Below are 21,597 nucleotides of genomic sequence, written 5' to 3'. Positions count from 1 at the left end.
GGGACGGGAGAAAAACATGCGAATTAAACCTGACGATAACTGGCGCTGGTATTTTTGTGACGAGCATGACCGTATGATGCTTGACTTAGCCAATGGCATGTTGTTTCGCTCTCGTTTTGCGCGCCGAATGTTAACGCCAGACGCGTTTGCTCCCTCAGGCTTTTGCGTTGACGACGCTGCCCTCTATTTCTCTTTTGAAGAAAAATGCCGCGACTTCGATCTCTCCAAAGAACAGCGCGCTGAACTGGTACTTAATGCGCTGGTGGCGATCCGTTTTCTGAAACCACAAATGCCGAAAAGCTGGCATTTCCTCGCGCACGGCATGAGCTGGAACCCGGCTACCGGCGATGCGGCGAGCGTCAATCTGAGCGATACCGAAGAAGAGGTGAATTTGCTGGTGGTTGAACCCGGTGAAAATGCCGCGCTCTGTCTGCTGGCCCAACCCGGGGTGACTATTGCCGGGCGAGTCATGCAGTTAGGTGATGCTATCAAAGTGATGAATGACAGGCTGAAACCACAACTGCGCGTCGATTCCTTCAGCCTTGAACAGGCGGTTTAAGCTTCCAGCTGTACGTTCGTCTTTGGCACGCAGCTACAGCACAGGATCGTGCCGTCACTGCCCATTGCCGATTTCTTCAGGGCACTCACTTCACCATCGACCAGTTTGATGCGACAGCATCCGCAAATTCCCGCGCGACAGGAATACGGTACGCGGATACCCGCCTGCTCCAGCTGTTCCAGCAGTACCTGCTGATTGTTACCACGGATAACTTTGCCTTCCCAGTGAATATCTACTGCGGTAGCGACGTTGGTCACAACGTCAACCCTCTCTTCTTCCTGACCTGCACCGTACACTCTGGCAGGCCCGCGGGTAAGAATTTCGACTTCATCGCCCACGCGGATCACGCCGCTGGAGCGGGGGATCAGGTTCTGGCCGAAGTCGACATCACCGTTATCCTGCGCGGTACGAAATGACTGCAAGGTTTTCAGCGGTTCGCCGGAAGGGTGTTTTTGGCCTTTCTCCGGGCTGACGGTGGTCAAAATACAGCGGCTGCACGGCTTCACGACATCAAAAATAACGCTGCCGATACGGATCACTTTCCAGGTATCTTCCTCCCAGGCATCCGCTCCGGTCACCACCAGATTCGGGCGAAACTGTTCCATTTGCACGCTGGCTTTGCAACGATGCTGTAAATCACGCAGTGAGGCCTCGCTGGTTAGCAGAAAGGGAAAACCATCCGCGAAGGAGAGAGGAACCGCGTCGTGCCGTTTTACGCGACGGGTCAACGCGGGCCCAACCCAGCGCAGCTGAACGTCACGGGAGAAAAAGCCGCTCAGCCAATGGTTGATGTTATCTGGCGCAATACGCGCGGTAAAGTGATTGCCCCACACTTCCGTTGGCGCATCAACTGGCGCAAAATCAGCAAAGCGGATCACGACGCTTGAGCCGTCCGGCGCGGTCAAATGCAAACCGTCATGAAGCGGGGAAGGGATAAAGCGAACCATCTGCGGGAACTGACGTGCGGTGATAAACGTACCGTCGGGCTCGGTGACCATAAAAATCCGATCGAAGGCGAATCCGCTCATATCGGCCAGCGCGTGAGAAACGCCGATACCGCGCATCGATTTTACCGGATGAATAAAAAGCCTGGATAACGTCGCCACTGTACACTCCCGCTAAAGAAAATAAGCCTTCAACTTTATGACATACACGCCATATTAGCTATAATGCGCGACAATTTTCTATGAGTAAAAGTGACGATATGAATTCTCTGTTTGCCAGTACGGCCCGTGGGCTGGAAGAGCTGTTAAAAACTGAACTGGAAGCCCTGGGCGCGAAAGAGTGCCGGGTGGTTCAGGGTGGTGTCCATTTTGAGGGCGACACGCGGCTTATTTACCAGAGCCTGATGTGGAGCCGTCTGGCGTCGCGCATCATGCTGCCGATGAAAGAGTGCAAGGTCTACAGCGATCTTGATCTCTACACCGGCGTACAGATGATCGACTGGACAGAGATCTTCACGCCGGACGCCACCTTTGCGGTGCATTTCAACGGCGTCAACGACGAGATCCGCAACAGCCAGTACGGTGCCCTGCGCGTCAAAGACGCCATTGTGGACTGCTTCACGCGTCGTAATAAAGAACGTCCGAACGTTGACCGTGAAAACCCGGATCTGCGTATCAACGTCTGGCTGAACGGCGATACGGCCAGTGTTTCCCTGGACCTGAGCGGCGCAGGCCTGCATCTGCGCGGCTATCGCGATCGCACCGGGATGGCACCGATCAAAGAAACGCTGGCTGCCGCTATCGTGATGCGCTCCGGGTGGCAGCCAGGTACGCCGCTGCTCGATCCGATGTGTGGTTCCGGTACGCTGCTGATTGAAGCCGCGATGCTGGCCACCGACCGTGCGCCAGGACTGCATCGTGGACAGTGGGGCTTCAAAGGCTGGGCGCAGCACGATGAAGCTATCTGGAAAGAGGTCAAAGACGACGCGCAGACCCGCGCCCGTAAAGGGCTGGCGGAGTACACCTCTCACTTTTACGGTTCGGACAGCGACGCACGTGTGATTGAACGCGCGCGCAGCAACGCCCGTCGCGCCGGTATCGGTGAACTGGTGACCTTCGAGGTGAAAGACGTGGCGAACCTGACCAACCCGCTGCCAAAAGGCCCGTACGGTACGGTGATCAGCAACCCGCCGTATGGTGAGCGTCTGGACAGCGAGCCGGCGCTGATTGCGCTGCACAGTCTGCTGGGACGCAATATGAAAACGCATTTTGGCGGCTGGAACCTCTCTCTGTTTAGCGCCTCGCCGGAGCTGCTGAGCTGCCTGCAACTGCGTGCCGATCGCCAGTTCAAGGCGAAAAACGGCCCGCTGGACTGCGTGCAGAAAAACTACCATCTGGCAGAGATTGCAGCGGACAGCAAACCGTCAGGCGTGGCGGAAGATTACGCCAACCGCCTGCGCAAAAACCTGAAGAAATTTGAGAAGTGGGCGAAGCAGGAAGGCATCGAATGTTATCGCCTGTACGACGCTGACCTGCCGGAATACAACGTGGCGGTTGACCGCTATGCAGACTGGGTGGTGGTTCAGGAATACGCCCCGCCGAAAACCGTCGATGCGCAAAAAGCGCGTCAGCGTATGCTGGATGTGATTGCGGCCACCATCGCCGTACTCGGCATTTCGCCAAACAAGCTGGTGCTGAAAACCCGTGAGCGTCAGAAAGGCAAAAACCAGTATCAGAAGATGGGCGAGAAGGGCGACTTCATCGAAGTGGGCGAATATAACGCGCGCCTGTGGGTTAACCTGACCGATTACCTTGATACCGGCCTGTTCCTCGATCACCGTATTGCCCGCCGTATGCTGGGCCAGATGAGCAAAGGTAAGGACTTCCTTAACCTGTTCTCCTATACCGGCAGCGCCAGCGTTCATGCGGGGCTCGGCGGCGCGCGTAGCACCACCACGGTAGATATGTCTCGCACCTATCTTGAGTGGGCAGAGCGCAATCTGCGTCTTAACGGCTTAACCGGCCGTCAGCATCGCCTGTTGCAGGCCGACGTGCTGGGCTGGCTGCGTGATACCGACGAGCAGTTTGACCTGATCTTTATCGATCCGCCGACCTTCTCTAACTCTAAGCGTATGGAGGATAGCTTTGATGTTCAACGCGACCACCTGCGCCTGATGACCGACCTGAAGCGTCTGCTGCGTAAAGGCGGCACCATTATGTTCTCGAACAACAAGCGCGGATTCCGCATGGATCACGACGGCCTGGCCGAACTGGGATTGAAAGCACAAGAAATCAGCCAAAAAACGCTGTCTCAGGACTTTGCCCGTAACCGTCAAATCCACAACTGCTGGCTAATTTCCGCGGTCTGAAAGGAAAAATAAATGTCTTTAATTAGTATGCACGGCGCGTGGCTCTCTTTTAGCGACTCACCGCTACTCGATAATGCAGAGCTGCATATCGAAGATAACGAGCGCGTCTGTCTGGTCGGCCGTAACGGGGCAGGTAAATCGACGCTGATGAAAATCCTTAACCGTGAGCAGGGGCTGGACGACGGCCGTATTGTTTACGAGCAGGATCTGATTGTCTCTCGTCTGCAACAGGATCCGCCGCGCAACGTCACCGGCAGCGTGTACGATTTTGTGGCCGAAGGAATTTCAGAGCAGGCAGAATACCTCAAGCGTTACCACGAGATTTCGCATCTGGTGATGACGGACCCGAGCGACAAAAATCTCAACGAGCTGGCAAAAGTGCAGGAGATGCTCGATCACCACGGCCTGTGGCAGCTGGAAAACCGCATTAACGAAGTGCTGGCCCAGCTTGGCCTGGAAGCGGATATGGAGCTGTCGGCACTCTCCGGCGGCTGGCTGCGTAAAGCGGCGCTGGGCCGTGCCCTGGTGAGCGGGCCTAAGGTGCTGCTGCTGGACGAACCGACGAACCACCTGGATATCGAAGCGATTGACTGGCTGGAAGGGTTCCTGAAAACCTTCAATGGCACCATTATCTTCATCTCCCACGACCGTTCGTTCATTCGTAACATGGCCACGCGCATTGTCGATCTCGACCGCGGCAAGCTGGTGACCTACCCGGGCGATTACGATACCTATCTGCTGGAGAAAGAAGAGAACCTGCGCGTGGAAGAGCTGCAAAACGCCGAGTTCGACCGCAAGCTGGCGCAGGAAGAGGTCTGGATCCGTCAGGGCATCAAAGCGCGTCGTACCCGTAACGAAGGCCGCGTTCGCGCCCTTAAGGCGATGCGCCGCGAACGTAGCGAACGCCGTGAAGTCATGGGAAGCGCCAAAATGCAGGTGGAAGAGGCGTCCCGCTCGGGCAAGATTGTCTTCGAAATGGAAAACGTGAACTATTCCGTTGACGGCAAAGTGCTGGTGAACGATTTCTCCGCTCAGGTTCAGCGCGGCGACAAAATTGCGCTGATCGGCCCGAATGGCTGCGGTAAAACCACGCTGCTGAAACTGATGCTCGGCCAACTCCAGGCCGACAGCGGTCGTATCCACTGCGGTACTAAACTGGAAGTGGCGTACTTCGACCAGCACCGCGCTGAGCTGGATCCCGACCGTACGGTGATGGATAACCTCGCTGAGGGTAAACAGGAGGTAATGGTTAACGGCAAGCCGCGTCACGTGCTGGGCTACCTTCAGGACTTCCTGTTCCACCCGAAACGCGCCATGACGCCGGTGCGCGCGCTGTCCGGCGGAGAGCGTAACCGTCTTTTGCTCGCGCGTCTGTTCCTGAAACCCAGTAACTTATTGATTCTCGATGAACCGACTAACGATCTGGATGTCGAAACGCTGGAACTGCTGGAAGAGTTGATTGATGGTTATCAGGGAACCGTGATGCTGGTCAGCCACGATCGTCAGTTTGTCGATAACACCGTGACCGAGTGCTGGATCTTCGAAGGTGAAGGACGCATCGGTCAATATGTGGGCGGCTATCATGACGCGCGTGGACAGCAATCACAGTCGCTGGCGCAAAAACAGGCGAAGACGAAAAATGTCGCTGAACCTGTTGTTGCAAAAGCAGAAACTGTCAAAAAGTCTCCGGCTAAAATGAGTTATAACTTGCAGCGCGAGCTGGAGGGGCTGCCGCAGCGTCTGGAAGCGCTGGAAGCTGCACTGGAAGCACTGCAAATTCAGGTCGCTGATGCGTCATTCTTTACGCAGCCTCACGACTATACTCAGAAAGTATTGGCTGAGCTCTCCCAGGCTGAACAGGCGCTGGAAGAGGCATTTGAGCGCTGGGAGTACCTTGAGTCTCTGAAAAACGGCGCATAAACAGGGATAATCTATGTGTGACCAGCACCATGCCGATCGGCATATATTATGCTCGCAATGCGATATGCTCGTGGCGTTGCCAGAGCTTGGTCACGGACATAAGGCTGCCTGCCCGCGCTGCGGCGCTACGCTGACGACCGAGTGGGACGCGCCAAGGCAGCGTCCTACTGCTTATGCGCTGGCAGCCTTATTCATGTTACTGCTCTCCAATCTCTTCCCTTTCATCTATATGAAAGTGGGCGGGATGACCAGCCAGGTGGATTTACTGGAAATTCCAGGCGTGATGTTCTCGGAAGATTACGCCAGCCTTGGCACCTTCTTTCTTCTTTTCGTGCAGATCGTTCCGGCTTTTTGCCTGGTCGTCATTCTGCTGCTGGTCAACCGCGTCAGGATGCCCACTGTCCTTAAAATCAAGCTCGCGCGGATCCTGTTCCAGCTGAAAAGCTGGGGGATGGCGGAAATTTTTCTCGCGGGTATTCTGGTCAGCTTCGTGAAGCTGATGGCCTACGGCGATGTGGGGATTGGCAGCAGCTTTATTCCGTGGTGTCTGTACTGCGTGCTACAACTGCGCGCGTTCCAGTGCGTTGACCGACGCTGGGCCTGGGACGATATTGCCCCGGCGCCGACGCTCTCGCAGACGGTAAAGGTGGGCGTACCGGGTATCCGTCAGGGGCTTCGCTCCTGCTCGTGCTGCACCGCCGTGCTGCCCGCGGATGTTGAGGTGTGTCCGCGCTGTGAAACAAAAGGTCACGTCCGGCGTAAAAATAGCCTGCAATGGACCATGGCGCTGCTGGTGACCTCTGTCATGCTCTATCTGCCCGCCAATATCTTGCCGATCATGATCACCGATCTGCTCGGCGACAGAATGCCCTCGACCATACTGGCCGGGGTGATTTTGCTGTGGAGCGAGGGGTCTTACCCTGTAGCAGGCGTCATATTCCTCGCCAGTATTATGGTTCCGACCTTAAAGATGATTGCCATTGCCTGGCTTTGCTGGGATGCAAAAGGACACGGTAAGCGAGACAGCGAGCGCATGCATCTGATTTATGAGGTCGTGGAATTTGTTGGCCGCTGGTCGATGATTGACGTGTTCGTGATTGCGGTTCTCTCAGCGCTGGTGCGCATGGGGGGGCTGATGAGTATTTATCCCGCGATGGGAGCGCTGATGTTTGCGCTGGTCGTCATTATGACCATGTTTGCGGCCATGACCTTCGACCCTCGTTTATCGTGGGATCGTGAGCCCGATTCAAGCCATGAGGAAGAGTAAGAGCATGGAAAATAAGAGTGGAGAGGCTAAAGTGCAGAAGGTCAGAAACTGGTCGCCGGTGTGGATTTTCCCCATCGTGACCGCGCTGATCGGTGCATGGATCCTGTTTTATCATTACAGCCATCAGGGACCGGAAGTCACGCTAATTACCACCAACGCAGAGGGGATTGAGGGGGGGAAAACCACCATCAAGAGCCGTAGCGTGGATGTGGGTGTCGTGGAAAGCGCGACCCTGACGGATGATTTGACGCATGTTGAAATCAAGGCCCGCCTGAATGCCGGCATGGAAAAACTGCTCCATGAAGATTCCGTTTTTTGGGTAGTAAAACCGCAGGTCGGTAGAGAGGGGATAAGCGGATTAGGGACGTTGCTGTCAGGGGCTTACATTGAACTCCAGCCCGGCAACAAAGGCGTCCAGCCAGCAAACTATCAGCTGCTGGATTCACCGCCGCTTGCGCCGCCGGATGCAAAAGGGATCCGCGTTATTCTGGACAGCAAAAAAGCGGGCCAGCTCACGCCGGGCGATCCGGTGCTGTTCCGTGGGTATCGCGTCGGTTCGGTTGAAACCAGCACCTTCGATCCGCAAAAACGGACCATCAGCTATCAGCTTTTTATCAATGCGCCTAATGACCGCCTGGTGACAAGCAACGTTCGTTTCTGGAAAGACAGCGGGATCGCGGTAGATCTCACCTCTGCGGGGATGCGCGTTGAGATGGGCTCCCTCACCACGCTGTTTGGTGGAGGCGTCAGTTTTGACGTGCCGGAAGGCATGGATCTGGGACAACCGGTGGCGGAGAAAACCGCCTTCAGACTGTTTGACGATCAAAAAAGCATTCAGGATGCACTCTATACCGATCACATCGACTACCTGATGTTCTTTAAGGACTCAGTACGCGGCTTGCAGCCAGGGGCGCCAGTTGAGTTCCGCGGTATCCGTCTGGGGACAGTGGGACAAGTGCCTTACTTTGTTCCGGGACTTAAGCAGATGCTTGATGATGATTATCGTATTCCGGTGCTGATCCGCATTGAGCCTGAGCGTTTGATAAACCAGATTGGTCAGGATCAGGATATTGGAGATCATATCAGCGATCTGATGAATCGCGGTCTGCGCGGCTCGCTGAAAACCGGCAACCTGGTCACAGGGGCGTTGTATGTCGATATGGACTTCTATCCAAAAGCGCCACCAATGACGGGGATCCGTGAATTTGGCGGCTACAAAATCATTCCTACGGTCAGCAGTGGCCTGGCGCAGATCCAACAGCGCCTGATGGAAACGCTGGATAAGATCAACAATCTGCCGCTAAATCCAATGCTTGAGGCTGCGACAGGGTCACTGCGTCAGAGCCAGGCGACGATGCAACGTCTGCAAACCACGCTGGATAATATCAACAAGATCACTGCCAACCAGTCCATGCAGCAGCTGCCGCAGGATATGCAGAAAACGCTGCGCGAACTGAATCGCAGTATGCAGGGCTTCCAGCCGGGTTCAGCGGCCTACAACAAGATGGTGGCGGATATGCAACGTCTTGATCAGGTTTTACGCGAGCTACAGCCCGTTCTGAAAACGCTCAATGAAAAGAGCAACGCGCTGGTATTTGAAGCGAAAGACAAAAAGGATCCTGAGCCTAAGAGGGCGAAACAATGAAAAAATGGCTAATCATCGCAGGCGCGCTGGTATTAACGGCCTGTAGCTCTGGAAGCGATAACAAAAGCTACTACCAGCTGCCGTTAAGCGCCCAGTCCGGTGCGCAGAGCAGCGCCTCGCAGGGCAGCCGTCTGCTGTGGGTTGAACAGGTTGCCGTACCAGATTATCTGGCGGGCAACGGGGTGGTCTACCAGACCAGCGATGTGCAGTACGTTATCGCCAACAATAACCTGTGGGCCAGCCCGCTGGATCAGCAGCTACGCAATACGCTGGTGGCGAATCTGAGCAGCCAGCTCCCTGGTTGGGTAGTCGCCTCGCAGCCTCTGGGAAGCGATCAGGACACCCTGAATGTTAACGTGACGGGATTCCATGGCCGCTATGATGGTGCCGTTGTTATCAGCGGGGAATGGCTGCTGAATCACCAGGGTCAGCTGATTAAGCGTCCTTTCCATCTGGAACTGAAGCAGCAGAAAGATGGCTATGACGACATGGTGAAAGTGCTTGCGCAGGGGTGGGCACAGGAGTCGGCTGCTATCGCAAGAGAGATTTCCCGGCTGCCATAAGTAAAATTCATCGACGAAAGCCGCACTCAGCTTCTGGCTGATTGCGGCTTTTTTTTCGTTTTGCGTTCAGGTTGTTACTTGTCCCGCGTCACATTTTTTGTACAAACGATCTTCCATGTAGCTCACAAATATGACACCCGTATGAATTTTGAACGTTGACGCTGACGTCGATTCGGGGTATTCGTTAACTGTGCTTGCACATATTGCAACCACTGTTTTCTTTCCACCAGACAAAAGAATGAGGGAAACGAGGCATGAAGAGACAGAAACGAGATCGCCTGGAAAGGGCTCATCAACGTGGTTATCAGGCTGGCATCGCCGGACGTTCTAAAGAAATGTGTCCCTATCAGGCCCTGAATCAAAGGTCCCAATGGCTAGGGGGCTGGCGAGAAGCCATCGGAGACAGGGCAGTACTTGCTTGATACCGTCTCTTTAAAAAGAAACCTCCGCAATGCGGAGGTTTCGCCTTTCTGGAGGGGGCTAAAAGCGCTTATCAGAAAGCAGAGGTATCCTGGAACAGACCCACTTTAAGGTCGTTCGCGGTATAGATCAGACGACCATCTACCAGCACTTCACCGTCCGCCAGGCCCATAATCAGGCGACGGTTAACGATGCGTTTGAAATGGATACGGTAGGTGACTTTCTTCGCGGTAGGCAGAACCTGACCGGTGAATTTCACTTCGCCGACGCCCAGCGCACGGCCTTTGCCTTCACCGCCAAGCCAGCCCAGATAGAAGCCAACCAGCTGCCACATGGCATCGAGGCCCAGACAGCCAGGCATTACCGGATCGCCAATAAAGTGACAACCGAAGAACCACAGGTCCGGGTTGATATCGAGTTCTGCTTCTACGTAACCCTTATCAAAGTTGCCGCCGGTTTCGGTCATTTTCACGACACGGTCCATCATCAGCATATTTGGGGCCGGTAACTGTGGGCCTTTCGCGCCAAACAGTTCACCGCGACCAGAGGCAAGAAGGTCTTCTTTAGTATAGGATTCGCGTTTATCTACCATGTTCTCAGTAAGCCTTATTTTAGTGAAGCACGCAGGATAGCTAACACGTGTACGCTGAACAAGTCCGATCAGTTCGCACTAAACCAACTTAACCAGCGTAACGGCCACGGATAACGATGACGAGCATCCTGCTGTGTCGCCTGAGCTATACGTTCCTGAATGGTCTGCATCAGGGTTGTCTGGCCTTCGCCGTCCCAGACTAGGTTCGTCAGTAAGGGTAGTGCATCCTCAACCCCTTCGATGGCCCAGACGGTGAATTGTTCCTGCTCAACCGCATCCAGAATCGCCTGGCTCAGGCTCAAATGGCGAGCGTTAGGCGCCGGAATAATCACGCCCTGTTTACCGTTTAAACCGCGCTGCTGGCAGATAGCGAAGAAGCCTTCGATTTTCTCATTCAGTCCACCCACCGGTTGGGCACGACCAAACTGGTCCACGGACCCGGTAATCGCTATATTCTGATTAATCGGCACGTCCGCAAGCGCGCTGATCACGGCACACAGCTCCGCCATTGAGGCGCTGTCGCCGTCGACTTCACTGTAGGACTGTTCAAAGGTCAACGAGGCAGAGAAGGGGATCTGCTGCTCCAGCTGAAGTTCAGACATCAGGAATGCCTGCATGATCATCATGCCTTTGGCATGAATGTTTCCGCCCAGTTCGGCCTTGCGTTCAATATCGGTAAATTCGCCGTCGCCAATGTGCACGACACAGCTGATGCGGGAAGGCTCGCCAAAGGCGCGCGGGTGTCCGGGGAACTCGATGACGGACAAGGCGTTGATTTGCCCGATACGTTCGCCTTCGGTCTCCACCAGAATCTGTTCCAGCAGAATTTCATCCTGCATACGGTCAGCAAGATAACCTTCACGCCATTCACGCTGGGCCAGCATCTGGCTAAGCTGCTCACCGGTAAACGGACCGTTGCCGCAGATAACGCCCACTTCACGCAGCTGTTTACCGATCCAGAGCGGGCAGAGCGGCAGGGTTTCCTGATCGCCAGTGTAGCGTACGGCTTCGCGAATTAAGCCAGGCCACGCATCCTCCGCAGGGGAAGGGAGCGAGAAACGTTCCGCCACGGCCATAACCCACTGACACCACTGCGCCATGTCATCCGCATCGGCGATCTGAATATTGTCTTCAAATTCGCTGTAAACCGCCTGCTCCGCGAGTTCTGGCTCCATTTCCTGGAAATCCGCCAGAGATTCACGGTCACCCGTCAGCACGACGGTCAGCGACAGCGGCATAGACGGAATGGAAACAGGCAGCGGACGCGAATCGTCGTAGCCTACCCAGTCGAAACGTTGCTGCGTCACCACCATTTTCAGGCGCATCCACAGCAGAGGCTGTGCGAGCAGGGTGCGAAGGGAGATGAGCAACACGCCGCCATTCGCTCGGTGTACCAGCCCCGGTTGCAGTGATACATCGCCATTGAACTGACGAAGGCAGCCGAACAGCTGTTCTGCTTCCACCCAGTTGGCGGTGATCACCTCGCCTTTTGCAGCGAACAGTCCGTCTGGCTGCGTGGCAGGTTCGTACGTCACGTCACGTCCGGCAATATGATACTGACCACCAAAAACGGCGTTCGTTTTTGGCTGCAACTGGCGCATGGCATCACCGAGAAGCGTCAGATACTCGGCTTCTTCCGGGGCTTTGAGCAGCATGAAAGGAGATGTAGCCCATGGGGACGACATCTGTTCCAGCGCGTAATGCAAACGCGGTTGTGTATCGCTAAGTATGTATTTGTGTTCTTTTGTGAGGTCTGGCTGTGCAAACAGCTCCTGATAGCTCTCGGTATCCGGAACCAGGTCACGCCATGCAAGTTTCGTAATGGTCAAAGTTGATGTTTTTTAGTCAGAAGTAAAAGCGTGGAGTATACCGTAAGCGGCGCACTCTGCCCAATCAGGATTCGGGTTTTCGTCATGCGGATCGCTTGCTGTGTTTCACAGGATATGATTTCTTTTCAGCAGATTGCCAAAAAACTGATATTCTGAACAGAGTTACACGGTAACACTGAGATCGCAATGAAATATCAACAACTGGAAAACCTCGAAAGCGGCTGGAAATGGAAGTACCTGGTCAAAAAGCACCGAGAAGGGGAGCTGATCACCTGCTACATCGAAGCCAGTGCGGCACAAGAAGCTGTGGATATGTTGCTGACCCTCGAAAACGAACCGGTACAGGTTAACGGCTGGATTGATAAACACATTAATCCGGCCTTGTTGAACCGGATGAAGCAAACTATCCGTGCGCGTCGTAAACGGCATTTCAATGCCGAGCATCAGCACACCCGTAAGAAATCCATCGACCTGGAGTTTATGGTCTGGCAGCGTCTGGCCGGGCTTGCGCAACGGCGCGGGAAAACCCTGTCGGAAACAGTGGTGCAGCTGATTGAAGATGCCGAGCACAAAGAGAAGTATGCCAGCCAGATGTCGACGCTGAAGAACGATCTACAGGCACTGTTAGGTAAAAAATAACGTTTTTGCCTTTCTTCAGATAATAAAAAACCCCGCATGGCGGGGTTTTTTTATAAGACGATAACTTATGCCGCAGGCTGAGTTACAACGTCTTTGATACCTTTAACTTCGATCTCTACGCGACGATCTGGTGCCAGGCAGTCGATCAGTGCAGCGCGTGGTTTCACGTTGTCACAGGTAGAGCCGGTCACTGGGTTAGATTCGCCCATACCACGTGGGGAGATCTTGTTAGCTGGGATACCTTTAGATACCAGGTAATCAACTACAGACTGAGCACGTTTCTCAGACAGACCCTGGTTGTAAGCGTCAGAACCGATACGGTCGGTGAAGCCCAGAACCACTACAGAACCGTCTTTTGGATCCAGGTTGCTCAGCTGGGTGTACAGCTGATCCAGTGCCTGCTGACCTTCTGGTTTCAGAGTCGCTTTGTTGAAGTTGAACAGAACGTCAGACTTCAGAGTGAAGTGCTTGGTCTGTACTTCTGGAGCTGGAGCCGGTGCTGGAGCTACGACTGGCGCATCTTCCTGCTGACCGAAACGGTAAGAAACACCAACGCTCAGCATGCCGTTGTCTGGACGAACGCCAACGGTAGCACCATCACCGATGTTGTTAACCCACTGGTATTCCAGACGGGTAGCGATGTCACGGGTCATTGCCCACTCAACGCCGCCAGCGAATACTGGAGAAACACCAGTGTCGTGGTCGTCACCAGCGATGCTGTTGCTGGAGTCTGCACGCCATACCATGCCGCCCAGACGGGTGTACACGTCCAGATCGTCAGTTACTGGGTAACCCAGTTTAGCGGTCAGCTGTACGCCTTGAGCTTTGAAAGCGCCATTTACGTTGTCGCCTTTGTAAGGCATACGACCTAACCAGTCGTAACCCATTTCAAAGCCAACATACGGGTTAACCTGATAGCCACCGAACGCACCTGCACCCAGCTGGCTCTCGTGAGTAGGGCCATCGTTGTTCAGGCTGCTGTTGTACCAACCGGTGTCATGGAACTGAGACCAACCCAGTTTACCACCTGCATACCAGGTATTATCTTTCGGAGCGGCCTGCGCTACGGTAGCGAAGCCAGCCAGTGCCACTGCAATCGCGATAGCTGTCTTTTTCATTTTTTGCGCCTCGTTATCATCCAAAATTTGCCATGAATATCTCCAACGGAGGAATCACGGTTAAATCCTTCACCGGGGGGCGTGGTCAAATATAAACCTACCGATATCTTCGGCTTAGGCCGAGCACCCCTGGCGATGTAAAGTCTACAACGTAGCTGAAAACTTACAAGTGTGAAGTCCGTCAGGCATATGAAAAAAAAAGTTCCGTATACCTAATATTTAACAATTTTTGAATGAATTTTGTGCAGTAAAATTAACGAGAACCGCGTCAGACAAGCCTTGCCGCAGTTTTGGCGCGTTGAACTTTTTTTGCATACTGCGGTCGAAAAAAATTCCAGGAAAACTCTTAAAATGACTCAATGGTATACATTTGAGTGAATTTTTAGCCCGGGATGTTGTCCTCTGCGATAGGAATCTCCACGAACCGGCCGCATGATGAAACCCATTGCATTACCTTCTTCAGCAGCTTCAGTCAGACGTAAATGTTCCTCTTGGGACAGATCCTCAGGCAGCCACCCAATCACGACGCTATAGTTCCCGGTACGTAATGCCCGGACCATCGACTCGACCGTATCGCAAGGGGAGAGTTGATTAATCTGCATCACCTTCGCCAACGGCAGGCCAGCCGACTGAACCCATTCGCGACTTAATTTTTGCTGTGGCGTCAGCCAGAGCTGCCAGCGAGACTGTTGCCCGAGCTGCTGCAAAAGCGGCAGGAGTAAGAGTTGTGTTAACAGCGGCTGGTCTTCACGGTAAACCACTTCACTGATAAGCCCTGTCGATACACGCCCGATAGAATTCTGCGCAGCATTGCCCGCGGCAGAAGAAAAAGGTGTTAAGTGATTTGCATAGCCTGAAGTGTACATATTCATTCCAGCCCTGTAGTTACTGTATGGATATACAGTAACCCCTGTATGCATAAAGATCAATCTAATTTTCGGAAAGCGACTCGCAAATTTCATCCATTCCTGCTGAACCTGAAAAAATCATCTTGCCCAACGGCAATAAGTTGCCTATTTTCCTGCTAACGGATCCGTTAGTGAGAAATATCGTGTTTACTGTATGATTTTTAATGGAATTATCATGAAAAAGATATCCTATGAGCGGATTTATCAATCGCAGGAATACCTCTCTCCGCTGGGTGAAATTCATCATCGCGCCCTGTTTGGCGGTTATACCCTTGCCGTAGATGAAGCTGTGTTCGCGATGGTGTCTGATGGCGAGTTGTACCTTCGCGCGTGTGAGCAAAGTGCAAAATACTGTGTAAAAAATGCCTCCTCTTTTCTGACCCTGATGAAACGAGGACGCCCTGTGCTGCTGAATTACTACCGTGTGGATGAAGGTCTATGGCAAAACAGGGAAAAACTGCTTCAGCTCTCCTCATTTGCGCTCGATGCCGCCAGGAAAGAGCGCTACCAGCGCCATCAGCGTAACCGGCTTAAAGATCTGCCGAACCTGACCTTTCAAATTGAGGTCCTGCTTATGGAGGCGGGCATCACCAATGAAGAAATGCTACGACAGTTGGGGGCGAAGACGAGCTGGCTGAAAATGCGCTCTAAGAATAAAGCGCTGAGTATCCGGGTATTGTTCGCGCTTGAAGGCGCCATCGAAGGGTTACATGAAGCGGCACTCCCGGCGGATATTCGCCGGGAGCTTACGGAGTGGTTTAATGCGCTGCCTGAGTCACAGGGCCATCATTCCGCCAGGTAGCGATCTGCTGTCGCAGTCGACAAATTTCCGGCAGCAAAGCGATAAGCAGGCCAATTTGCTGTAGGACCAGCGGAGCTTTGTTGTCGGTGCCTGGATCAAGGTGTGCGATACGCTGCGCCAGTTCATCCAGTGCCTGGTGCACCCGTGGCTCATCCGCAGGTTGATGATGAAGCGCATCATCAACGTAGCAAACGGCATCGTCCAGCAGCGCCAGAACCCCCGGATTCGTCAGCTTCTCTCGGTGGGCGCCAAGGGTAGAGATATAGCTCGTGAACGTGTGGTTCAGGCACAGCAGGCGGAAGGCCGTTTCCCGGATTTCTGCCGTGGCGCGCGGCTCTGTTGACATATTTGAGACAACTGAAGCCAGCTCTGCGTCCGTGTTATGCGCGTCGCGACGGGCAATCCGATAGGCCAGACGATTATCGCGACCCTGATGATACTGCTCAAGAATGGCATCAAGATAGCGGCAGTTGGCGTTCATGGCTCTGTCTGACACGCGTGGTAAATTTCGAAAACGCCAGTCCGGCCAGATAAAGCTCACCGCCGCCCAGGCAATGGCGCAGCCGATAAGCGTGTCGATCACGCGGGGGAGGGCCACCTCAAAGCCTTCACCCAGCAGATTGAAGCAGAGCAGTACCAGCAGCGTGATGAACATCGTGGCGTGGGCATACTGCACATTGCGGAAGGCGAAGAACAGTACACCGGTAATCACAATCAGGATCAGTTGCCCTTCTACGGACGGCACAAAGTAGAGCACCGGCAGCCCGATGGCGACCCCGACTAATGTCCCGACAATACGCAGCGCGAGCCGATGGCGGGTAGCGTTATAGTTCGGCTGGCAGACGAACAGGCTGGTCAGCAGGATCCAGTAGCCGTGGTGCAGTCCCGTTATCTGGATAAAGGCATAGCCCACGCAAAGTACCAGCGACATCCTCACCGCATGGCGAAAGAGGGCGGATTCCGGGGTAAAATGACGGCTCAGGCGCAGCCACATATCGCTGAAGCCGTTCAGACTGTCATCGGCAAGCTGGTTCTCAGCGTCATTGCCGGGCATCGCCATCGCCTGTTCAGACTCAATGGTGGCGAGCTGAGCATCAATGGCTCTCAGATTGTTGAGCAGGAATCCCAGGGCTTTGAACTGTTCCGGCGATGTCCCACTGGCCTGAACGCGATCGAGCGCCGCATCCAGATGACTGAATGCGCGTTCAAAGCGAGCATCGTGCTGATAGGGCGTGCGCAGCAGTATTGAGCGCGCAAGTTGCTGGCAGGCCTGAGACTGCATCGACAGCAGACGCTGGAAACGGAACATCACGTCGCTATAGCGGAATTTCTCGCGCAGGTCAGCGTACTGTACATGCGATGAGCTGGCGCGCTCGTGGATATCCTGGGCGACAAAATAGTAGTGTAGTGTGCGCCGGGTACCGCGCTGACCGCGATCGCCGCGCAGACGGGTGAGCAGAGAGGCTTTGGTCTGATTCAGCGTGGCGACCAGCTGGCCATTTGCCAGCGCCAGATCGTACAGGGGCGCCTGGCTATCCTCTTCGATATCCGGATCGAACAGCCGGGATTTCAGCTCCAGATAGTGGGCCAGCTGTTCGTAACTGCGGGCAATGTTGTCCTGTAATGCACGGACCGGAAAAATAAGATGCCCGGTTAAGGTCAACAGGTTATACCAGATAGCGCCCAACAGCAGCAGGACTGGTTGTTGATACCACTGATCGTAAAGTGAGACACCCAGCATGGTGTAAATGGCAATCAGCAGGGCGCCGAACGCGATAGTGGCGTAGCGTTGCCCGAGACCACCGAGCAAAATGAAGCCGCTGGTGGAGACCGTCAACCCTAAGGCAAACAGCCAGGGCCAGGGGAATAGCAGCTCGACGGACGCGGAGGCAATAAAGAAGCAGACCAGCGTGATGACCAGATTACGCAAGCGACCGGCCAGGCGGTCGTCGAGATCCGCCAGCGCGCCGGCCACCACCCCAAGCGTGAGGGGGATAGTGAGCTTCACATCATTCAGCCACCACGGTAGAGCGACGGTGCCGCAGAGGGCAATAAAGATCCTGACGTTATATAGCCAGTTACTGTTCCACGTATAGCGACGAAGCAGGGGGCTTAGCATGAGAGCGGCCAGTCCTTTTTACTGAAAACGACGACGGGCATTAGCTTCACGCGCAGCTTGTGCCACTTCGACCGGGACAACACGGCGTCCTACCGGCCACAGGGCGATGGTGGCAATTTTGAAATTCGCGATGCCAACCGGAATGCCAATAATCGTAATGCACTGGGCGATACCGGCGAAAATATGCATCAGACACAGCCACCAGCCAAAGAAGATTAGCCACAGAATATTCAACAGCGTGCCGCCGGTATTCATCAGGGCATTTTTTCTTTCCGGCTCCAGCTCATCCACGTGTACGGCCTCATTTCCATAAGGAACGAGGGAAAGTTTGGTGATTTCCCAGCAGGAGCGCGTCAGCGGAAGGGTGAAGATGAGCACGATGCTCACCAGGGTGGCAAAAAGCCAGGAAAGGGTGGTGGCAAAACCGCCAAGGACAAAATTCAACACATTCAGAACGGTACGCATAAACCCTCATTTCCTTCGATATGATTAACGCCCGGTGATTGTAACGTTTTTTGGGCTGGAGCACCTTAAAACTGGCAGTTAAACTGTCTGACAAATTATTACCTCGTGGATCCGGCAGGATATGGAACTGAAAGCAACTTCAATGGGCAAACGCCTGGCGCAGCACCCTTACGACAAGGTTGTCCTCCTCAATGCGGGAGTGAAAGTCTCCGGTGAGCGCCACGAATACCTTATTCCGTTTAATCAGCTATTGGCCATACACTGCAAGCGAGGTCTGGTATGGGGGGAGCTCGAGTTCGTTCTGCCGGCAGAGAAAGTGGTGCGACTCCACGGGACCGAGTGGGCGGAAACCCAACGCTTCCACCATCATCTGAACACGCGCTGGCAAGAGTGGAGCCAGGAGATGAGCGTGATTGCCGCACAGGTGCTGCATCAGGTGCTGGACGATATCGCGCTAAGCAAAACGCAACAGAGGTGGCTGACGCGCCAGCACACTGAAGGGCTTCAGCAAAAAATCGCTCAGGCGCTGACGGCGTTACCTTTACCCGTGGCGCGGCTTGAGGAATTTGATCACTGCCGCGAGGCGTGGCGGAAGTGTCAGGCATGGCTGAGTGATATCGAGAAAAGCCGTCTGGCGCATAACCAGGCCTGGACTGAGGCGATGCTTACGCAATATGCCGATTTCTTCAGTACGGTGGAGTCATCGCCCCTCAATCCTGCCCAGGCGCGCGCCGTGGTGAATGGCGAGCAGTCTTTATTAGTACTTGCAGGCGCCGGGAGCGGCAAAACGTCGGTGCTGGTGGCCCGCGCGGGCTGGCTTCTGACAACGGGCGAGGCGGTTGCCGACCAGATTTTGCTGCTGGCCTTTGGTCGCAAGGCGGCACAGGAAATGGATGAGCGCATTCAGGCGCGTTTGCATACCCAGGATATCTCGGCGCGCACGTTCCACTCCCTCGCTTTACACATCATTCAACAGGGCAGCAAAAAAGTCCCTGTTGTCAGCAAGCTGGAGAACGACGCTCAGGCTCGCCAGGCGCTGTTTATCAAGGCATGGCGTCAGCAGTGCAGTGAAAAAAAGGCGCAGGCGAAAGGCTGGCGTCAGTGGCTTGAAGAGGAGCTCAACTGGGAGGTGCCGGAGGGCAGCTTCTGGCAGGATGAAAAGCTGGCGCGCCGGCTGGGCTCTCGTCTTGACCGGTGGGTAAGCCTGATGCGCATGCACGGCGGCTCTCAGGCGGAGATGATAGAAAGCGCACCGGAGTCTATCCGCGCCGTGTTTTCTAAGCGGGTTAAACTGATGGCGCCGTTGCTGAAAGCGTGGAAAACCGCGCTAAAAGACGAAAACGCGGTCGATTTTTCCGGGCTGATCCATCAGGCCATTATCATTCTGGAGAAAGGGCGCTTCGTCAGCCCGTGGAAACACATTCTGGTGGATGAGTTTCAGGATATCTCGCCGCAGCGCGCTGCGCTGCTTTCGGCGCTGCGGGCGCAGAATAAACACACGTCGCTGTTTGCCGTGGGCGATGACTGGCAGGCTATCTACCGTTTCAGCGGGGCGCAACTTTCCCTCACGACGGCCTTCCACCACTATTTTGGGGAAGGCGATCGCAGCGATCTGGACACCACCTACCGCTTCAACTCGCGGATTGGTGAAATTGCCAACCGTTTTATTCAGCAGAACCCGCATCAGCTGTCGAAGCCGCTTAACAGCCTGATGTCGGGGGATAAAAAGGCCGTCACGCTGCTGGCGGACGATCAGCTGGAACCGCTGCTGGATAAACTGAGCGGCTATGCGAAACCGGATGAACGAATTCTGGTGCTGGCGCGTTATCACCACCTCAAGCCGACGGCGCTGGAAAAAGCGGCGACGCGCTGGCCAAAACTACAGCTCGATTTTATGACCATTCACGCCAGTAAAGGGCAGCAGGCCGACTACGTGATTGTGGTGGGGCTAAAAGAGGGCAGCGACGGTTTCCCGGCCCCGGCGCGGGAATCCGTGATGGAAGAGGCGTTATTACCTGTTCCGGAAGATTTCCCGGATGCCGAGGAGCGGCGTTTACTGTACGTGGCGATAACCCGCGCGCGCCATCGCGTGTGGCTGTTGTTCAACAAGGAGGAGCCGTCGGTGTTTGTCGATATTTTAAAGCGTATTGACGTACCGGTGGCGAGAAAGCCGTAACGACGCGGGCAAATTCTGTAGGCCCGGTAAGCGCAGCGCCACCGGGCAAAAAAACTACTTCAGTCTCTGCGCAAGATAACGCGGATAATCCGGGATCAAAATCTCAACCGGATCGTTAAACTGCGGCGATCCAATGATGAAATCTGCCGTTGAAAGATTGGTGGCAACCGGAATGTTCCACACCGTCGCCAGACGCAGCAGCGCTTTAACGTCCGGATCATGCGGAACCGCATTCAGCGGATCCCAGAAGAAAATCAGAACGTCAATTTTGCCTTCCGAAATCTGAGCGCCTACCTGCTGGTCCCCCCCCATCGGGCCGCTCAGCATGGCATTCACTTCCAGCCCGGTTTCGCGGTGGATGAGGTTGCCGGTTGTCCCTGTGGCAGAAAGGGCATGATGCTGTAGCAGAGGCTGATGGCGACGAACCCAGTTAAGCAGCATTTGTTTACAGTGATCGTGCGCAACCAAAGCAATGTGCTTGCGCGCCGGAAGTGTGCGTGTTGTCAGTTCCATAATCATATCCGTGAGGTTACCTCGCTACACGATGACGGGAACTGACTGATGCTGCAAGAGAAAGGACAAAAAAATGTGGCTCATGACGAAGGTTGTCGTTTTGCCCATTGCAGAAAACGCGCGCGCGTGTCCGGATCGGCATTCTGGAACCAGAACCTGAGGCGTTGCTCAGTAAGCGTCTGCGACTGAGGGGGGAGTACATCCAGCTCCGATACGCCCGAAAGCAGGGTACTGTCATCCGCCATCATGGTGGCAAACTGGGGCAGGGAGGCGCGCCTGCTGGCCCTGTTATAGATCTCCGTGTCTGCTTCGTAATCTATACCTTTTGGCCTTTTTGTCAGCGCCAGGAAATCCAGCTTTACCGGGATGGGCATGGAATCCCCGTCCACCAGTTCAATGCGCGGGGAAGCATCAAACGCCAGTGACTCTTTTTCTGTTTCGAGACGCGGAAGACTGAAATTGACCTGGCTGATACGCTGAGTATTAAAGCTCACCACCAGCGGAGGCGAAATGTACACCTGCTGTTCGTTGTCGGCGAGGCGAATCGTTTTTTCTACCCGAAAAACCACCTGATGCGGACCGTTATCCAGTTCGATGCTGTCTGCGCCCCGCAGCAGGGAGCTGGAGACTTTTTTCCCGTCCAGCACCAGCAGGTCTATGTCGGTTGAGAGTCTGAGGGTGGTTGCGAAAACACAAACCGGCATGATTAACGCAACCACAGCCGAGGCAATGCCGGTTTTCATAGCAGA

Annotated in this window: 19 protein-coding genes; 10 read left to right on the top strand and 9 right to left on the bottom strand. The window is 54.6% G+C overall.

The genetic code is table 11. The annotated features are described in order from the left end of the window. The first annotated feature begins 16 nt into the window (after window positions 1-16). A complete protein-coding gene (gene zapC / locus G6Q29_RS11805; RefSeq protein ID WP_165465737.1) occupies window positions 17-559 on the top strand; it encodes a cell division protein ZapC in 543 nt (180 codons plus the stop codon). Here the strand turns inward: zapC and G6Q29_RS11800 are convergent. Then, entirely contained in the window at window positions 556-1,665 is a 1,110-nt protein-coding gene (locus G6Q29_RS11800; protein WP_165465736.1) for a YcbX family protein, read from the bottom strand. The two genes, zapC and G6Q29_RS11800, sit on opposite strands and share 4 nt — an antisense overlap. A 98-nt stretch (window positions 1,666-1,763) precedes the next feature. Between G6Q29_RS11800 and rlmKL the strand changes: the two genes are divergently transcribed. The 6 genes from rlmKL (at window position 1,764) to rmf (ending at window position 9,689) form a co-directional block, all read left to right on the top strand. After that, window positions 1,764-3,872: a bifunctional 23S rRNA (guanine(2069)-N(7))-methyltransferase RlmK/23S rRNA (guanine(2445)-N(2))-methyltransferase RlmL gene (gene rlmKL / locus G6Q29_RS11795; RefSeq protein ID WP_165465735.1), complete on the top strand. Its 2,109-nt coding sequence runs from the start codon at window positions 1,764-1,766 to the stop codon at window positions 3,870-3,872. 12 nt (window positions 3,873-3,884) lie between these two features. Then, on the top strand, window positions 3,885-5,792 hold the full coding sequence (locus G6Q29_RS11790) for an ABC transporter ATP-binding protein (protein WP_165465734.1): 1,908 nt from the start codon (window positions 3,885-3,887) through the stop codon (window positions 5,790-5,792). Window positions 5,793-5,805: 13 nt separating this feature from the next. After that, a complete protein-coding gene (gene pqiA / locus G6Q29_RS11785; RefSeq protein WP_017693685.1) occupies window positions 5,806-7,059 on the top strand; it encodes a membrane integrity-associated transporter subunit PqiA in 1,254 nt (417 codons plus the stop codon). 4 nt (window positions 7,060-7,063) lie between these two features. After that, a complete protein-coding gene (gene pqiB, locus G6Q29_RS11780) occupies window positions 7,064-8,704 on the top strand; it encodes an intermembrane transport protein PqiB (protein ID WP_165465733.1) in 1,641 nt (546 codons plus the stop codon). Next, a complete protein-coding gene (pqiC, locus tag G6Q29_RS11775; RefSeq protein ID WP_165465732.1) occupies window positions 8,701-9,267 on the top strand; it encodes a membrane integrity-associated transporter subunit PqiC in 567 nt (188 codons plus the stop codon). The genes pqiB and pqiC overlap by 4 nt, the downstream gene beginning before the upstream one ends. A gap of 254 nt (window positions 9,268-9,521) precedes the next feature. After that, window positions 9,522-9,689: a ribosome modulation factor gene (gene rmf / locus G6Q29_RS11770; RefSeq protein ID WP_003858162.1), complete on the top strand. Its 168-nt coding sequence runs from the start codon at window positions 9,522-9,524 to the stop codon at window positions 9,687-9,689. 71 nt (window positions 9,690-9,760) lie between these two features. On the opposite strand, the gene fabA is transcribed toward rmf, so the two are convergent. Then, complete coding sequence (gene fabA / locus G6Q29_RS11765; RefSeq protein ID WP_000227926.1) at window positions 9,761-10,279, bottom strand: bifunctional 3-hydroxydecanoyl-ACP dehydratase/trans-2-decenoyl-ACP isomerase; 519 nt, start codon at window positions 10,277-10,279, stop codon at window positions 9,761-9,763. 68 nt (window positions 10,280-10,347) lie between these two features. Then, complete coding sequence (locus tag G6Q29_RS11760) at window positions 10,348-12,108, bottom strand: AAA family ATPase (RefSeq protein WP_165465731.1); 1,761 nt, start codon at window positions 12,106-12,108, stop codon at window positions 10,348-10,350. 186 nt (window positions 12,109-12,294) lie between these two features. On the opposite strand from G6Q29_RS11760, the gene matP reads away from it, so the two are divergent. Beyond that, a complete protein-coding gene (gene matP, locus G6Q29_RS11755; RefSeq protein ID WP_165465730.1) occupies window positions 12,295-12,747 on the top strand; it encodes a macrodomain Ter protein MatP in 453 nt (150 codons plus the stop codon). 65 nt (window positions 12,748-12,812) lie between these two features. Here matP and ompA read toward each other — a convergent pair whose 3' ends face one another. After that, window positions 12,813-13,865 carry a porin OmpA gene (ompA, locus tag G6Q29_RS11750; protein WP_017694761.1) on the bottom strand — a complete coding sequence of 351 codons (1,053 nt, stop codon included), beginning with the start codon at window positions 13,863-13,865 and terminating at the stop codon, window positions 12,813-12,815. A 356-nt stretch (window positions 13,866-14,221) separates the two neighbouring features. Next, the gene (gene sulA, locus G6Q29_RS11745; RefSeq protein ID WP_032673744.1) at window positions 14,222-14,731 is read right to left on the bottom strand and encodes an SOS-induced cell division inhibitor SulA; all 510 of its coding nucleotides are present in this window, start codon (window positions 14,729-14,731) and stop codon (window positions 14,222-14,224) included. A gap of 217 nt (window positions 14,732-14,948) precedes the next feature. On the opposite strand from sulA, the gene G6Q29_RS11740 reads away from it, so the two are divergent. Beyond that, the gene (locus G6Q29_RS11740; protein WP_032673551.1) at window positions 14,949-15,575 is read left to right on the top strand and encodes a TfoX/Sxy family DNA transformation protein; all 627 of its coding nucleotides are present in this window, start codon (window positions 14,949-14,951) and stop codon (window positions 15,573-15,575) included. Here G6Q29_RS11740 and yccS read toward each other — a convergent pair. After that, window positions 15,532-17,694: a YccS family putative transporter gene (yccS, locus tag G6Q29_RS11735; protein WP_165465729.1), complete on the bottom strand. Its 2,163-nt coding sequence runs from the start codon at window positions 17,692-17,694 to the stop codon at window positions 15,532-15,534. The two genes, G6Q29_RS11740 and yccS, sit on opposite strands and share 44 nt — an antisense overlap. Window positions 17,695-17,712: 18 nt before the next feature. Further along, the gene (locus tag G6Q29_RS11730) at window positions 17,713-18,159 is read right to left on the bottom strand and encodes a YccF domain-containing protein (protein WP_003858149.1); all 447 of its coding nucleotides are present in this window, start codon (window positions 18,157-18,159) and stop codon (window positions 17,713-17,715) included. Window positions 18,160-18,280: 121 nt separating this feature from the next. On the opposite strand from G6Q29_RS11730, the gene helD reads away from it, so the two are divergent. Then, window positions 18,281-20,335 carry a DNA helicase IV gene (gene helD / locus G6Q29_RS11725; RefSeq protein ID WP_165465728.1) on the top strand — a complete coding sequence of 685 codons (2,055 nt, stop codon included), beginning with the start codon at window positions 18,281-18,283 and terminating at the stop codon, window positions 20,333-20,335. Between the two features lie 54 nt (window positions 20,336-20,389). Here the strand turns inward: helD and mgsA are convergent, their stop codons facing one another. After that, complete coding sequence (gene mgsA, locus G6Q29_RS11720; protein WP_165465727.1) at window positions 20,390-20,848, bottom strand: methylglyoxal synthase; 459 nt, start codon at window positions 20,846-20,848, stop codon at window positions 20,390-20,392. Between the two features lie 80 nt (window positions 20,849-20,928). Then, entirely contained in the window at window positions 20,929-21,591 is a 663-nt protein-coding gene (csgI, locus tag G6Q29_RS11715; RefSeq protein WP_165465726.1) for a curli synthesis inhibitor, read from the bottom strand. Between the last annotated feature and the right edge of the window lie 6 nt (window positions 21,592-21,597).

This window comes from Enterobacter cloacae, from assembly GCF_011078175.1.
In the GTDB taxonomy this organism is placed as follows: Bacteria; Pseudomonadota; Gammaproteobacteria; order Enterobacterales; family Enterobacteriaceae; genus Enterobacter; species Enterobacter cloacae_Q.
This window is presented reverse-complemented; position numbering and strand designations above follow the sequence as displayed.